Origin of the sequence: Aromatoleum toluvorans (genome assembly GCF_012910905.1) — a bacterium.
GTDB lineage: Bacteria > Pseudomonadota > Gammaproteobacteria > Burkholderiales > Rhodocyclaceae > Aromatoleum > Aromatoleum toluvorans.
Genome location: NZ_WTVN01000034.1, coordinates 13,494 through 26,547, shown reverse-complemented (window position 1 = coordinate 26,547; position 13,054 = coordinate 13,494). Strand labels below are relative to the sequence as shown.

Annotated in this window: 11 protein-coding genes; all 11 read left to right on the top strand. The window is 68.1% G+C overall.

Going from position 1 to position 13,054, the window contains the following annotated elements; genetic code table 11:
* The first annotated feature begins 7 nt into the window (after positions 1-7).
* The 11 genes from paaH (at position 8) to GPA22_RS18240 (ending at position 13,044) form a co-directional block, all read left to right on the top strand.
* Positions 8-1,552, top strand: a complete 1,545-nt coding sequence (gene paaH / locus GPA22_RS18290; protein ID WP_169257496.1) for a 3-hydroxyacyl-CoA dehydrogenase PaaH — start codon at positions 8-10, stop codon at positions 1,550-1,552.
* Positions 1,553-1,969: 417 nt separating this feature from the next.
* Positions 1,970-3,109 carry a benzoyl-CoA reductase, bzd-type, subunit N gene (bzdN, locus tag GPA22_RS18285; RefSeq protein ID WP_169257495.1) on the top strand — a complete coding sequence of 380 codons (1,140 nt, stop codon included), beginning with the start codon at positions 1,970-1,972 and terminating at the stop codon, positions 3,107-3,109.
* Positions 3,110-3,128: 19 nt separating this feature from the next.
* Positions 3,129-4,439 carry a benzoyl-CoA reductase, bzd-type, subunit O gene (bzdO, locus tag GPA22_RS18280; protein ID WP_169257494.1) on the top strand — a complete coding sequence of 437 codons (1,311 nt, stop codon included), beginning with the start codon at positions 3,129-3,131 and terminating at the stop codon, positions 4,437-4,439.
* A gap of 276 nt (positions 4,440-4,715) precedes the next feature.
* Positions 4,716-5,519 (top strand): acyl-CoA dehydratase activase, encoded by an 804-nt coding sequence (locus GPA22_RS18275; protein WP_169257493.1) that lies wholly within the window; start codon positions 4,716-4,718, stop codon positions 5,517-5,519.
* 31 nt (positions 5,520-5,550) lie between these two features.
* Positions 5,551-6,468 (top strand): benzoyl-CoA reductase, bzd-type, subunit Q, encoded by a 918-nt coding sequence (gene bzdQ / locus GPA22_RS18270; protein ID WP_169257492.1) that lies wholly within the window; start codon positions 5,551-5,553, stop codon positions 6,466-6,468.
* 102 nt (positions 6,469-6,570) lie between these two features.
* Entirely contained in the window at positions 6,571-7,023 is a 453-nt protein-coding gene (locus GPA22_RS18265) for a GNAT family N-acetyltransferase (RefSeq protein ID WP_169257491.1), read from the top strand.
* Between the two features lie 208 nt (positions 7,024-7,231).
* Positions 7,232-8,566: a D-serine ammonia-lyase gene (gene dsdA / locus GPA22_RS18260; RefSeq protein WP_169257490.1), complete on the top strand. Its 1,335-nt coding sequence runs from the start codon at positions 7,232-7,234 to the stop codon at positions 8,564-8,566.
* 175 nt (positions 8,567-8,741) lie between these two features.
* Positions 8,742-9,533 (top strand): SDR family NAD(P)-dependent oxidoreductase, encoded by a 792-nt coding sequence (locus GPA22_RS18255; RefSeq protein WP_169257489.1) that lies wholly within the window; start codon positions 8,742-8,744, stop codon positions 9,531-9,533.
* 239 nt (positions 9,534-9,772) lie between these two features.
* Positions 9,773-10,951 (top strand): acyl-CoA dehydrogenase family protein, encoded by a 1,179-nt coding sequence (locus tag GPA22_RS18250; protein WP_169257488.1) that lies wholly within the window; start codon positions 9,773-9,775, stop codon positions 10,949-10,951.
* 114 nt (positions 10,952-11,065) lie between these two features.
* The gene (locus GPA22_RS18245; RefSeq protein ID WP_169257487.1) at positions 11,066-11,716 is read left to right on the top strand and encodes a TRAP transporter small permease; all 651 of its coding nucleotides are present in this window, start codon (positions 11,066-11,068) and stop codon (positions 11,714-11,716) included.
* On the top strand, positions 11,713-13,044 hold the full coding sequence (locus GPA22_RS18240; RefSeq protein ID WP_169257486.1) for a TRAP transporter large permease: 1,332 nt from the start codon (positions 11,713-11,715) through the stop codon (positions 13,042-13,044). The genes GPA22_RS18245 and GPA22_RS18240 overlap by 4 nt, the downstream gene beginning before the upstream one ends.
* Positions 13,045-13,054 lie beyond the last annotated feature (10 nt).

Below are 13,054 nucleotides of genomic sequence, written 5' to 3'. Positions count from 1 at the left end.
TGACGCGATGACCGCGCTCACCACCGACGTGAAGGTGCTCGTCATCGGCGCCGGGGCGATGGGCAGCGGCATCGCCCACGTCGCCGCCGCCGCCGGGCACGCCGTCTACCTCTACGACACGCGCGCCGAAGCGGTCGAGAAGGGCCGCGACGGCATCGCGCGCGACCTGCGCTTCCTCGCCGCCAGGGGCAAGCTCGCCGAGGCCGAGGCGGACGCCACGCTCGCGCGCGTGATCCCCGTCACCGAGCTCGCCGCCGCGCGCGACGCCGGCCTCGCGATCGAAGCCATCGTCGAGAACCTCGACGTCAAACAAAAACTTTTCCGGGCGCTCGAAGACCTGCTCGACGCGGACGCGATCCTCGCGACCAACACCTCGTCGCTGTCGATCACGCAGATCGGCGCCGCGCTCGACCGCCCGGAACGCCTCGCGGGCCTGCACTTCTTCAACCCCGCGCCGCGCATGAAGCTGGTCGAGATCGTCTCCGGCCTCGCGACGACGCGCGCCCTCGCCGACACGCTGTACGAAACCGCGAAAGCCTGGGGCAAGGTCCCGGTGCACGCGACCTCGACGCCCGGCTTCATCGTCAATCGCGTCGCCCGCCCGTACTACGCCGAGGCCCTGCGCGTGCTGGGCGAGCGCGCCGCCGACCCCGCAACGCTCGACGCGGCGCTGCGCGACGGCTGCGGCTTCCCGATGGGCCCCTTCGAGCTGATGGACCTCATCGGCCACGACGTGAACTTCGCCGTCACCCGGTCCGTCTTCGACGCCTACTTCGGCGACAAGCGCTTCACGCCGAGCCTGATCCAGCAGGAGCTCGTCGCCGCCGGCCGCCTGGGGCGCAAGAGCGGGCGCGGTTTCTACGACTACGCCGAAGGCGCGAGCCCGCCCGCGCCGCAGAGCGAAGCGCCGCAGCAAGGTGAAGCCGCGGTCACGGTGGTCGGCGACCTCGGCCCCGCGACCCCGCTGATCGCCCGCCTCGAAGCCGGTGGCGTCATCGTGCGCCGCGTACCGGGCGAAGGGCAGGGCGCCGGCGCCGCCCGCGGCTGGATCGACATCGGCACCGCCCGTCTGGCGCTGTCCGACGGCCGCAGCGCCTCGCGCCGTGCCCACGAGGAAGGCTTCGCCAACCTCGTCGTCATGGATCTCGCGCTCGACTACGCAACGGCCAAGCGCCTCACGCTCGCCCGTGCCGATTCCTGCGGCCACGGGGCGTGGAACGCCGTCGTCGGCACGCTGCAGCGCACCGAGGCAGTCATCGGCCGCCTCGACGACGTCGCCGGCCTGGTCGGCCTGCGCACCGTCGCGATGCTCGCGAACGAAGCCGCCGACGGCGTCCTGCAGGGCATCGGCACCGCCGCCGACATCGACACCGCGATGCGCTACGGCACCAACTACCCGCGCGGCCCGCTCGCGTGGGCCGACGCGCTGGGCGTCCCCTTCGTCGCGCGCGTGCTGGAGAACCTGCGCGCGCACTATGGCGAGGAGCGCTACCGCCTGTCGCCGCTGCTGCAGCGCGTGGCATTGCGGCCGGACGGGCGCTTCCACGCCTGATCCCCGCGGCGGGGCAGGGCCGCGACGCCTTGCCCCGCGCGCCTGCCGCACCCTCGTGACACGGCGCCCCCGCTCCTGCGCCTTCCGCCACCGCTAATGGGTCGGCGCCGCCGCCCTGCGCCCTGAACGCGTCGACGGGCACGCAGGGATTCGCCGTCGATTCCCTTTTCCTCGCCTCGCCCCTTACCGCAGGTCCGTCCGCCTGCACTCCATTGCAGTCGAATGAATAATTGTTCATTCTGCGCTTGCTTTCGCCAAACTCCGGATGTAGAGTGAACGAACATTCAGTCAGTTGATGGACATCAAACAGACTGGAGTGGAGACGGGAACGGACAGGGGACCGGGACGACTGGGCCGGCAGGCTCCCCGACAGGGCGGATCGCCCGGCGGGTGGGGCAATCACAAGGAGACGGATTCATGAACGACGGATTGTTTGACCAGTTCAAGGAGTGGTACGAGAAGCGCCACGACTACGCCCGCGCGTGGAAGGCGCGCACCGGCGGCCAGGTCGTCGCGACGATGTGCACCTACACGCCCGAGGAGCTGCTGATCGCGGCCGGCATGCTGCCGGTGCGTGTGCTCGGCGCGCACGAGCCGCAGAACGTCACCGAGCCGCACATCTTCGGCATGTTCTGCCCGTTCTGCCGCGACTCGCTGGCGCAGGGCCTGCTGGGCCGCTTCGACTACGCGGAAGGCGTCACGCTGACGCAGTCCTGCATCCAGTACCGTCAGGCCTACAGCTCGTGGCGCCAGAACGTGCCGACGGTGCAATGGGACTACTACGTGGCGATGCCCAATGACGTGCAGTCGCCGCACTCGCGCAAGGCGCACTACGCCGAGATCCAGCGCTTCCGCGTGTTCCTGCAGACGCTGACCGGCAAGGAACTCACCGACGACATGCTGCGCGACGCGCTCGTGGTGATGGACGAGAACCGCCGCCTGCTGCGCGAGCTGTTCGACTACCGCAAGGACGAAAATCCCAAGGTCACCGGCGTCGAGGCGCTGTACGCGTCGATCACCGCGCAGTTCATCGACAAGCGCGAGCACAACGAGATGCTCCGCAAGGTGCTGGCGGCGCTGCCCAGCCGGAAAGTCACGCGCCCGACGGGTGCGCGCTTCATGACGATCGGCTCGGAGAACGACGACGTCGCCTTCATGGCGATGGTCGAGTCGGTCGGAGCCACGATCGTCATCGACGACCAGTGCTCGGGCACGCGCTACTTCTGGAACGCCTCGAAGCCCGAGGCCGACGTCGTCAAGGCGATTGCCGAACGCTACTGCGACCGCCCGGCCTGCCCGACCAAGGACTACCCGGCGCACACGCGCTTCGACCACGTGCTGAACCTCGCGAAGGAATACAAGGTGCAGGCGGCCGTGTTCCTGCAGCAGAAGTTCTGCGACCCGCACGAAGGCGATTACCCGGACCTCAAGCGTCACCTCGAGGCCAACGGCATCCCGACGCTGTTCCTCGAATTCGACATCACCAACCCGATCGGCCCGTTCCGCATCCGCATCGAGGCGATGCTCGAGACGCTGAGCGAAGAAGAGCTGTTCTGAGCCCGACAGGAGACAAGACATGGATACGAAGGCGATCTACCCGACCGAGCCGCTCAAGCTGTGGGGCAAGGCCAAGCAGCTGCGCGAGCAGTACTACCACAACTACGCCCGCGCCAAGGACAACGGCGGCATCCGCTGGTCCGCTGCGGGCTGGTCCTTCGACGCGATCCCGACCTCGCTCGGCGACGACGTCTATCCGCTGACCGGCGAGCCGTACTCGGCCGGCGTGTCGCTCGACAAGAAGTTCACGCAGCGCTGCCTCGACGCCGCCGAGTCCTACGGCTTCGCGCGCGACATGTGCTCCTACATGCGCATCTACTGGGGCAGCATGCATCTGGACGAGTACTTCTACGGCGGCAAGTGGCCGACCTCGGACTTCATCTACCAGACGCAGATCTGCTGCTCGCATGCGAAGTGGTACCAGCATGTGTCGCGCGTGAAGAACATCCCCGACTTCTACGTCGACGTCTCGGTGGGCGCCTACAAGGACCTCACGCCCGAGCGCCTCGACTACGTCACCAGCCAGCTGCACGACTCGATCGAGTTCGTCGAGAAGGCCACCGGGCGCAAGTGCGACGACGAGCTGCTGATCCGCGCGATCAGGAACGAGATGCGCTCGACCAGCCGCTGGGCGCAGATCTGCGAGCTGCAGAAGGCGCGGCCCGCGCCGCTCGACGAGAAGACGATGTACTCGTTGTATGTGCTGTGCATCCTGCACAAGTCCTCGCAGTGGTGCGCGGACTTCATGGACGAGCTGTACGACGAGGTGAAGGACCGCGTCGCGCGCGGCATCGCCGCGGTGGCCAACGAGCGCTGCCGCCTGATGTCCGACACGCAGCCGCCGTGGCCCTTCCTGAAGATCTTCCGCTACCTGGAGAGCTACGGTGCGGTGTCGATCGGCTCGCTCTACACCTTCGGCCTCGAAGGTACCTGGGAGTACAAGGAAGACGGTTCCTGGGGCGCGCGCACCGTGCCGTGGGAGAAGGGCATCGAGCTGAACGACCGCGACACGGCGCTGCGCCTGTATGCCGACTGGAACCTGTCGAAGCCGCTGTGGCAGCAGTTCTTCGACCCCTCGGTGAAGTCCCGGATGATGCTCGACATCGCACGCGACTGGGGGGTCGACGGCTGCATGATGCACCTCAACCGCGGCTGCGAAGGCCTCTCGGTCGGCATCATGGAAAACCGCCAGGCGATGGCCAAGGCCGGCATCCCGATCATGACCTACGAGGGAAACATGGGCGACGAGCGCGAGTTCGACGAAGTGCGCACCCAGGCGCGCGTCGATGCCTTCATGGAGCAGCTGGGCCTGCGCAAGCTGGCGGCCTGATCCGCCCAACAACAGCAGAGAGCGGCGCGGCAATCGAACTCACGAGTCAGGCGGGGCACCTTGTTCCTCCCCCTTCAAGGGGGAGGTTAGGAGGGGGATGGGTTTCGGTGAGGTCCGCGCAACCCATCCCCACCCCGGCCCTCCCCTTGAAGGGGAGGGAGCAAGCCGTGCAACGCTCAACCTATCACCCGAGTGCTCGCGGCACACCCAACCCCCCAGAGAGCGGCGCGCCCGTACAACATGCACAAGCAATTCCAACGAGATGAGGACAGGAAGATGATCACCGCAGGAATCGACATGGGGTCGCGCAGCGTCAAGGTCGTGCTGCTCGAAGAGGTCAGCATGGAAGGCAAGCCGCTGATGGTCGTGAAGCAGGCGCACCTGATGCTGCCGGGCGACCTCGACGCGGACCAGGCCGCCGAACAGGCCTACGACGATGCGCTGAAGGCGGCGGGCGTGGCGCGCGGCGACGTGAAGTCGGTGTTCGCCACCGGCGCCGGCCGCGGCCAGGTCGCCTTCGCCACCGAGGGCATCACCGAGATGACCGCCGGCGCGCGCGGTGCGGTGTACATGTACCCGCAGGCCCGCACGGTGGTGGACGTCGGTGCCGAGGAAGGCCGCGGCATCAAGACCGACGCGGAGGGCAAGGCCATCGACTTCGCCGGCAACGAGAAGTGCGCGGCCGGCGCCGGTTCCTTCGCCGAGGCGATGAGCCGCGCGCTGCAGCTCTCGCTCAAGGAGTTCGGCGAAGCCAGCCTGAAGTCCGACAAGAGCATTCCGATGAACGCGCAATGCACGGTGTTCGCGGAGTCCGAGGTGGTGTCGCTGATCCACTCCTCGACGCCCAAGGAAGACATCGCCAAGGCCGTGCTGGATGCGGTCGCAAGCCGCGTGTGCGCGATGGTGCGGCGCGTCGGCATCGACGGTCAGGTCGTGCTGATCGGCGGCATGGGCCATAACCCGGGCTTTGTCGCGTCGCTGAAGAACGCGATGGAGGTCGACGAGGTGCTGCTGCCCGAGCTGCCCGAATTCGCCAGCGCGCTGGGCTGCGCGCTGATCGCGGCCGAGCGCCTGCACTGAACCGACCGGACATGAATCAAGGAGAGATCAAGTGAACGCTGGAGTCGATGAAAGCAAGCTCGCCACCGCCGCCCCCGAGAAGAAGGAATTCTGGCGCTGGCAGGAAAACACCTGGTACGACGAGTCGAAGAACTGGAAGGACGCGAAGATCATCACTTGCGGCATCGACGTCGGCTCGGTGTCCTCGCAGGCGGTGCTGGTGTGTGACGGCGAGCTGTATGGCTACAACAGCATGCGCACCGGCAACAACTCGCCGGATTCGGCCAAGAACGCGCTCGCCGGCATCATGGACAAGATCGGCATGAAGCTCGAGGACATCAACTATGTCGTCGGCACCGGCTACGGCCGGGTGAACGTGCCCTTCGCCCACAAGGCGATCACCGAGATCGCGTGCCACGCCCGCGGCGCGAACTACATGGGCGGCAACAAGGTCCGCACCATCCTCGACATGGGCGGCCAGGACTGCAAGGCCATCCACTGCGACGACAAGGGCAAGGTCACGAACTTCCTGATGAACGACAAGTGCGCCGCCGGTACCGGCCGCGGCATGGAAGTCATCTCCGACCTGATGCAGATCCCCATCGCCGAGCTGGGCCCGCGTTCCTTCGACGTCGACGAGGAGCCGGAAGCCGTGTCGTCGATCTGCGTGGTGTTCGCGAAGTCCGAGGCGCTGGCGCTCCTGAAGGCCGGCTACACGAAGAACAAGGTGATCGCGGCTTACTGCCAGGCGATGGCCGAGCGCGTGGTGAGCCTGCTGGAGCGGATCGGTGTGGAAGAGGGCTTCTTCATCACCGGCGGCATCGCGAAGAACCCGGGCGTCGTGAAACGCATCGAGCGCCTGCTGGGCATCAAGCAGCTCGAGACCAAGATCGACAGCCAGATCGCCGGCGCGCTGGGTGCCGCGCTGTTCGGCTACACGCTGATGCAGAAGCAGGGCGGCAAGGCCTGAGCGACGGGCTGGTCCACCGGCGCGGAGCGGAAAACGCCGTCCATGATGACAAGCATTGACGCGCGCCCGGGCCCGGGCGCGCCCATTCGAGGAGGAAGACGCATGGCGAACCAGAAGCGGGTAATGCGGGTGCTCAGGAAGGACGACCTGGATGCGATCGTCCGCATCGACCAGGTGGCCTCGAAGCAGAACCGGCGCGAGTACTACGCGCGCAAGATCGAGGCGATCCTCAACCCGAAGCACAACATCAACGTGTCGCTGGTGTGCGAGATCGACGGCCACGTCGCCGGTTTCGTCATGGGCGACATCTATTTCGGCGAGTTCGGCATTCCCGAGACCTCGGCGACCATCGACACGATCGGCGTCGACCCCGAGCTGCAGGGCCACGGCGTCGGCAGCGAACTGCTCGACCAGTTCATGACGAACATGAAGGTGGCGGGCGTGAAGAAGGTGTACACCTCGGTGAACTGGGACGACTTCGCGCTGGCAAGATTCTTCTCGCGCCAGCGCTTCGCCCCGTCCAAGCGGGTCAACCTGGAATACGCGATCGCCTGAGGGCTCGCGTAGCAGTGCCGCCCCTTGCGGGCGCGGGACCTGCGGCGTCGGCAAGGGGCGGGCGCCGCGGGATCCGCCTCCCGCCTCTGAGAAAATGCCCCCTTCGACAATCCCGGGGCGAACGGAGACTGATTTCAGCAATTTGCCGGCTTGCCAAGCAGGCTTAAGATTGCCGTCCATTCGGGAATCCCCTGCGAGGATCGGCAACATGACTGCTCTCTCTCCGGCGCTATTGGCGCAGCTTCAATCCCGCCAACCGCTGCTGTGGCTGAACCCTCGGCTGGGGCAGGCCCTGCCGGCCTCCGCCCCGTCGACGGAGCTGATCGCGGCGGCGGAGGCGCGTCTTGCGCGCTTTGAACCGCTCATGGCGACGCTGTTTCCGGAACTCGCATCGAGCAACGGGCACGTCGAATCGCAACTGACGCCCGCCGCTGCGCTGCGCGAGGCGTTGGCCGGCGACGATGGCGCCGGGGGCGCGTGGTTCGTCAAGCGCGACGACGAGTTGCCGGTCGCCGGCTCCATCAAGGCGCGCGGCGGCTTTCACGAAGTGCTCGCCTTCGCCGAGGCCGTCGCGACCGAACATGGCCTCCTCGCCGCCGGCGCCGATCCCCGCATTCTCGCGACCGCGGCGGCACGCGCGCTGTTCTCGCGCTACACGGTGTCGGTCGGCAGCACCGGCAACCTCGGCCTGAGCATCGGGGTGATGGCGGCGGCGCTCGGCTTCGACGCGGTGGTGCATATGTCCGCGGATGCCAAGGCGTGGAAGAAGGACCGCCTGCGCCAACGCGGCGTGCGCGTCGTGGAACACGTCGGCGACTACGCCGCAGCCGTGGCGGCGGGACGGGAAGAGGCGAAGGCTTCGTCGCGCAGCCATTTCGTCGATGACGAATCCTCCGCGCTGCTCTTTTTCGGCTACGCCGCCGCGGCACGTCATCTGGCCCGCCAGCTTGCCGCAGCCGGCCGCGTCGTGGACGCCGTGCATCCGCTTTTCGTCTACATCCCCTGCGGCGTCGGCGGCGCACCCGGCGGCATCACCTACGGTCTCAAGGCGCTGTTCGGCGATCATGTGCATTGCTTCTTCGCCGAGCCCGTCGCCGCGCCGTGCATGCTGGTGCAGCTCGCTTCGGGGGGCGACGCCCCCGTCTCCGTCTACGACATCGGCCTCGACAACCGCACCGATGCCGATGGCCTCGCCGTGGGCCAGGCTTCCCATCTGGTCAGCCCCCTGATGGCGTCGCAACTCGCCGGCGTGTTCACCGTCCCCGACGACCAGCTCTACCTTCACCTGCTCGCGCTCAAGACATCGCTGGGCGTGGAAGTCGAGCCCTCCGCGGCGGCCGGGGTCGCCGGGCCGGGCTGGCTGCGCGATTCGGCCGAAGGCCGGGCCTACGTGCGCGAGCATGGGCTCGACCTGCGCGCCGCGACGCAGGTGATCTGGTTGACGGGCGGCTCGCTCGTGCCGCGCGAGGAGCTCCGGCGCTTCCAGGCGCACGCGGCAACCCTGGCCGGCCCTGGGTCTGGCGCGCCGCAACGGGCGGCGTAAGCTGCCGACGAGGGGGCGATCCGGCGCCCCACAACGGGAAAACGTCGCAAGAAAAGATTCCCGTTGACTGCACGAGTAAAATGAACGACTATTCATTCACCGAATTGCAGGGCGTATCCGGATCCCGGTGCGCGGCGGTCTCGGCCGGGATGGACAAGCGAAAGCGGAGGATGTGATGGCGGCAGATCTGGATCGCGCACTCGCAGGCAAACACGTGGTGATCACCGGCGGCGGCCGCGGCATCGGCGCCGCGATCGCCGCGGCCGCCGCCGCGCAAGGTGCGCGCCTGACGCTGATGGGCCGCACCCGCGCGCAGCTCGAAGAGCGCGCTGCCGCGCTGCGCAGCACCGGCTGCGAAGTGCATTGCGAGGCGGTCGATGTCGCGAAAGCGGATTCGGTCGAGGCGGCTTTTGCCGCCGCTGCGCGCACGCTCGGCCCGGTCGCGGTGCTGGTGAACAACGCCGGCCAGGCCGGCAGCGCCCCCTTCCTGCGTACCGACCCGGCGCTGTGGCAGCAGATGCTGGACGTGAATCTCACCGGCACCTACCTCGCCACCCGCGCCGCGCTGCCCGGCATGCTCGCCGCCGGCTGGGGCCGCATCATCAACGTCGCCAGCACCGCGGGCGAGAAGGGCTATCCCTACGTCTCGGCCTACTGCGCCGCCAAGCATGGCGTCATCGGAATGACGCGCGCGCTGGCGCTGGAACTGGCGCACAAGCACGTCACCGTGAACGCCGTGTGTCCCGGCTACACCGACACCGACATCGTGCGCGACGCGGTCGCCAACATCCGCGAGAAGACCGGCCGCAGCGAGGCCGAGGCGCTCGCCGAACTGGCGAAGCACAACCCGCAGGGCCGCCTCGTGCGCCCGGAAGAGGTTGCCAACGCGGTGCTGTGGCTGTGCCTGCCGGGCTCCGAGGCGATCACGGGGCAGGCGGTGTCGGTGTCGGGCGGTGAAGTGATGTGAGGCGGATAGGGTCGAAGAAAAATCATCGATCCTGTATGTGAATGCATTACCCCGTTCGCCCTGAGCCTGTCGAAGGGCATTGGCAGGGCTTCGACAGGCTCAGCCCGAACGGTCGTCGGTGGCCGATGGGCCGATAGAAACAAGCGGCACAGACCTGCCCGAGCGGGCGCCGCACAGGACGATATCCAAAGGAGGAGGGTGGGCGCCGCCGGCGTACCGCCCCGAGAGGAGACGCGAAAATGAGTGATCGAAGCTATCTGGAGTGGCCCTTCTTCGACGAGCGCCACCGCGGCATGCAGATCGAGCTGGAGGCGTGGGCGGCCGCGCACATCGACGGCCACCCGCACGGGGATCTCGACGACGCCTGCCGCAAGCTGGTGCGCCAACTCGGCGCCGACGGCTGGCTGCGCTACATGGTCGGCGGCACGGCCTACGGCGGCCGCCACGACCAGATCGACACGCGCGCCGTGTGCCTGCTGCGCGAGACGCTGGCGCGCCATTCGGGCCTCGCGGACTTCGCGCTGGGCATGCAGGGGCTGGGCTCGGGCGCGATCACGCTGCACGGCAGCGACGCGCAGAAGCGCCGCTACCTCACCGAAGTCGCCGCCGGCCGCGCGATTCCCGCGTTCGCGCTGTCCGAACCCGATTCGGGCTCGGACAGCGCGGCGATGGCGTGCAGTGCGCGCCGCGACGGCAACGACTACGTGCTCGACGGCGAGAAGACGTGGATCTCCAACGGCGGCATCGCCGACTTCTACGTCGTGTTCGCGCGCACCGGCGAGGCGCCCGGCGCGCGCGGGCTGTCCGCCTTCATCGTCGAGGCCAACCTGCCCGGTTTCGAGATCGCCGAGCGCATCGACGTGATCGCGCCGCACCCGCTCGCACGCCTGCGTTTTTCCGGCTGTCGCGTGCCCGCGTCCAGCCTGCTGGGCGAGCCGGGGCAGGGCTTCAAGGTCGCGATGCAGACGCTCGACATCTTCCGCACCTCGGTCGCCGCCGCCGCGCTCGGTTTCGCGCGCCGCGCACTCGACGAGGGGCTGCGCCGCGCTACCACGCGCGACATGTTCGGCAAGAAGCTCGCCGACTTCCAGATCACGCAGGCGAAGCTCGCGCAGATGGCGACCCACGTCGACACCGCGGCACTGCTCACCTACCGCGCGGCGTGGCTGCGCGACCAGGGCAAGAACATCACGCGTGCCGCGGCGATGGCCAAGATGACTTCCACCGAGACCGCGCAGCAGGTCATCGACGCGGCGGTGCAGCTGTGGGGCGGCTGCGGCGTCGTCTCCGACCATCCGGTCGAGCGCCTGTACCGCGAGATCCGCGCGCTGCGCATCTACGAAGGGGCGACCGAGGTGCAGCAGCTCATCATCGCCCGGCAGACGCTCTCCGCATACGAGCAGGAACAGGCCGCCTGAGCCTGGGCAGGGTTCGCGGCAGGCGTCTTGCGGCGCCTGTCGCGCCCATCATTTTCTCCGCATGTCTACTGAATGAACGTTCATCTATAGAACGGAGCGAGGAGGAGACGGAACATGCATGCAAGCGTAGTGAGCCTGGACGCGGCCGCCGCCGCGGGCCTGCGGCCGGCGAAGGTCTGTGGCACCGGGAGCGGAGACGGGGAGGAGGACGCCGGCGTCCAACTCGAACCCGGTTCGATCGAACACGTCGCGCACCCCGAGGCCCTGCCGCACGGGCCGTGGGGCCGGCGCCTGTACGCGGCGAGCCGGGTGTCGGCGCTGATGGGCGGGACGGTGTTCATGCTCATGATCGGCATGTCGCTGGTCTCGATCGTCGGGCGCAAGCTGTTCGCGCTGCCGGTGCCGGGCGATTTCGAGGTCCTGCAGATGGGCGCGGCGGTCGCGTCCGCGACTTTCTTCTCCTACTGCCAGATGGTCGACGGCCACGTGCGCGTGGACTTCTTCACGCACTGGCTGCCGCTGCGCGTGCGCGCGCTGCTCGACGGCGTCGCGGCGCTGCTGATGGGGGCGGTCGCGCTGCTGGTTGCGTGGCGCACCGGCGCGGCGGCGGTGTCGTCCTACGACTCGGGCGAGGCATCGGTGATGCTCGGCTGGCCGGGCTGGGTGGCGATCGCCTTGATCGTGCCGGGTTTCCTGTTGTTCACGGCGACCAGTCTTTACATCGCGGGGCGCCGCTTCGGCGTCGTGCTCGGAGGTGCGAAATGAGCGGCATTGCGATCGGCGCGACGATGTTCGCGATCCTGCTGGCGATGCTGGTGCTGCGCGTGCATATCGGCATCACCATGTTCGTCGTCGGCGCAGGCGGCTACCTGACGATGATGGGCGGCGAGCTCCCCCCCTTCCTCAACATGCTGAAGAACCTCGCCTACGCGCGGCTCTCCAACTACGATCTGGCCGTCATCCCGATGTTCCTGCTGATGGGCCAGTTCGCGACCCACGGCGGCCTGTCGCGCGCGCTGTTCCGCTGCGTGAGCTCGCTCGTCGGGCACTGGCGCGGCGGCGTCGCGATCGCCTCCACCGGCGCCTGCGCGGGCTTCGGCGCGATCTGCGGCTCCTCGCTTGCGACGGCGGCGACGATGGGACAGGTCGCGCTGCCGGAATTGAAGCGCTACAACTACTCCGGCGCTCTGTCGACCGGGGCGCTGGCGGCGGGTGGCACGCTCGGCATCCTGATCCCGCCCTCGGTGCCGCTGGTGATCTACGCGGTGCTCACGCAGGAGTCGATCGGCAAGCTCTTCATGGCGGCGGTGCTGCCGGGCCTGATCGCGATGCTCGGCTACATGCTGGTGATCCGCATCATCGTCACGCTCAAGCCCGAAGCCGGCCCGGCGGGCCCGCATGTGCCGCTGGCGGAGAAGCTGCGCTCGATCGCCAACGTCACGCCGGTGGCGCTGATCTTCCTCGTCGTCATCGTCGGCATCTACGGCGGCTGGGCCAACCCCACCGAGGCGGCATCGATCGGCGCCGCGGCCTGCGGCATCCTCGCGGTAGTCACTGGCGGCATGCGCGCCGAGGGCGTCCGCGAAAGCGTGCTCGGCGCGGCCGAGGCCACGGCGATGATCTTCCTCGTGCTGCTCGGCGCCGACATGCTCAACACCGGGCTCGCGCTCACGCAGATGCCGGTCGAGCTCGCGAACTGGGTTCGGGACAGCGGCCTGCCGCCGTTGCTGGTGCTCACCGCGATCCTGCTGATCTACGTCTTCCTCGGCTGCGTCATGGACGCGATGGCCATGATCCTGCTGACCATCCCCATCTTCTACCCGGTGATCATGGGGCTGGAGTTCTGGGGGCTGGCGCCCGAGGAGAAGTCGATCTGGTTCGGCATTCTGGTGCTGATGGTGGTCGAGATCGGCCTCGTGCATCCGCCGGTCGGCATGAACATCTACATCATCAACAAGGCCGCGAAGGACGTGCCGCTCACCGACACTTTCCGCGGAGTCATGCCCTTCCTCGCCTCCGACATGATGCGCATCACGCTGCTGCTGTTCTTCCCCGCCATCTCGCTGTACCTGGTCCGGACCTTCGGCGGCTGACAAGCCGGGG

What these genes read in the sequence shown, in the direction of transcription:
- GPA22_RS18240 (WP_169257486.1), top strand. Translation starts at nt 11,713, where the DNA reads ATGAGCGGCATTGCGATCGGCGCGACGATGTTCGCGATCCTGCTGGCG.
- GPA22_RS18245 (WP_169257487.1), top strand. Translation starts at nt 11,066, where the DNA reads ATGCATGCAAGCGTAGTGAGCCTGGACGCGGCCGCCGCCGCGGGCCTG.
- bzdN (WP_169257495.1), top strand. Translation starts at nt 1,970, where the DNA reads ATGAACGACGGATTGTTTGACCAGTTCAAGGAGTGGTACGAGAAGCGC.
- dsdA (WP_169257490.1), top strand. Translation starts at nt 7,232, where the DNA reads ATGACTGCTCTCTCTCCGGCGCTATTGGCGCAGCTTCAATCCCGCCAA.
- paaH (WP_169257496.1), top strand. Translation starts at nt 8, where the DNA reads ATGACCGCGCTCACCACCGACGTGAAGGTGCTCGTCATCGGCGCCGGG.
- GPA22_RS18265 (WP_169257491.1), top strand. Translation starts at nt 6,571, where the DNA reads ATGGCGAACCAGAAGCGGGTAATGCGGGTGCTCAGGAAGGACGACCTG.
- GPA22_RS18250 (WP_169257488.1), top strand. Translation starts at nt 9,773, where the DNA reads ATGAGTGATCGAAGCTATCTGGAGTGGCCCTTCTTCGACGAGCGCCAC.
- GPA22_RS18255 (WP_169257489.1), top strand. Translation starts at nt 8,742, where the DNA reads ATGGCGGCAGATCTGGATCGCGCACTCGCAGGCAAACACGTGGTGATC.
- bzdO (WP_169257494.1), top strand. Translation starts at nt 3,129, where the DNA reads ATGGATACGAAGGCGATCTACCCGACCGAGCCGCTCAAGCTGTGGGGC.
- GPA22_RS18275 (WP_169257493.1), top strand. Translation starts at nt 4,716, where the DNA reads ATGATCACCGCAGGAATCGACATGGGGTCGCGCAGCGTCAAGGTCGTG.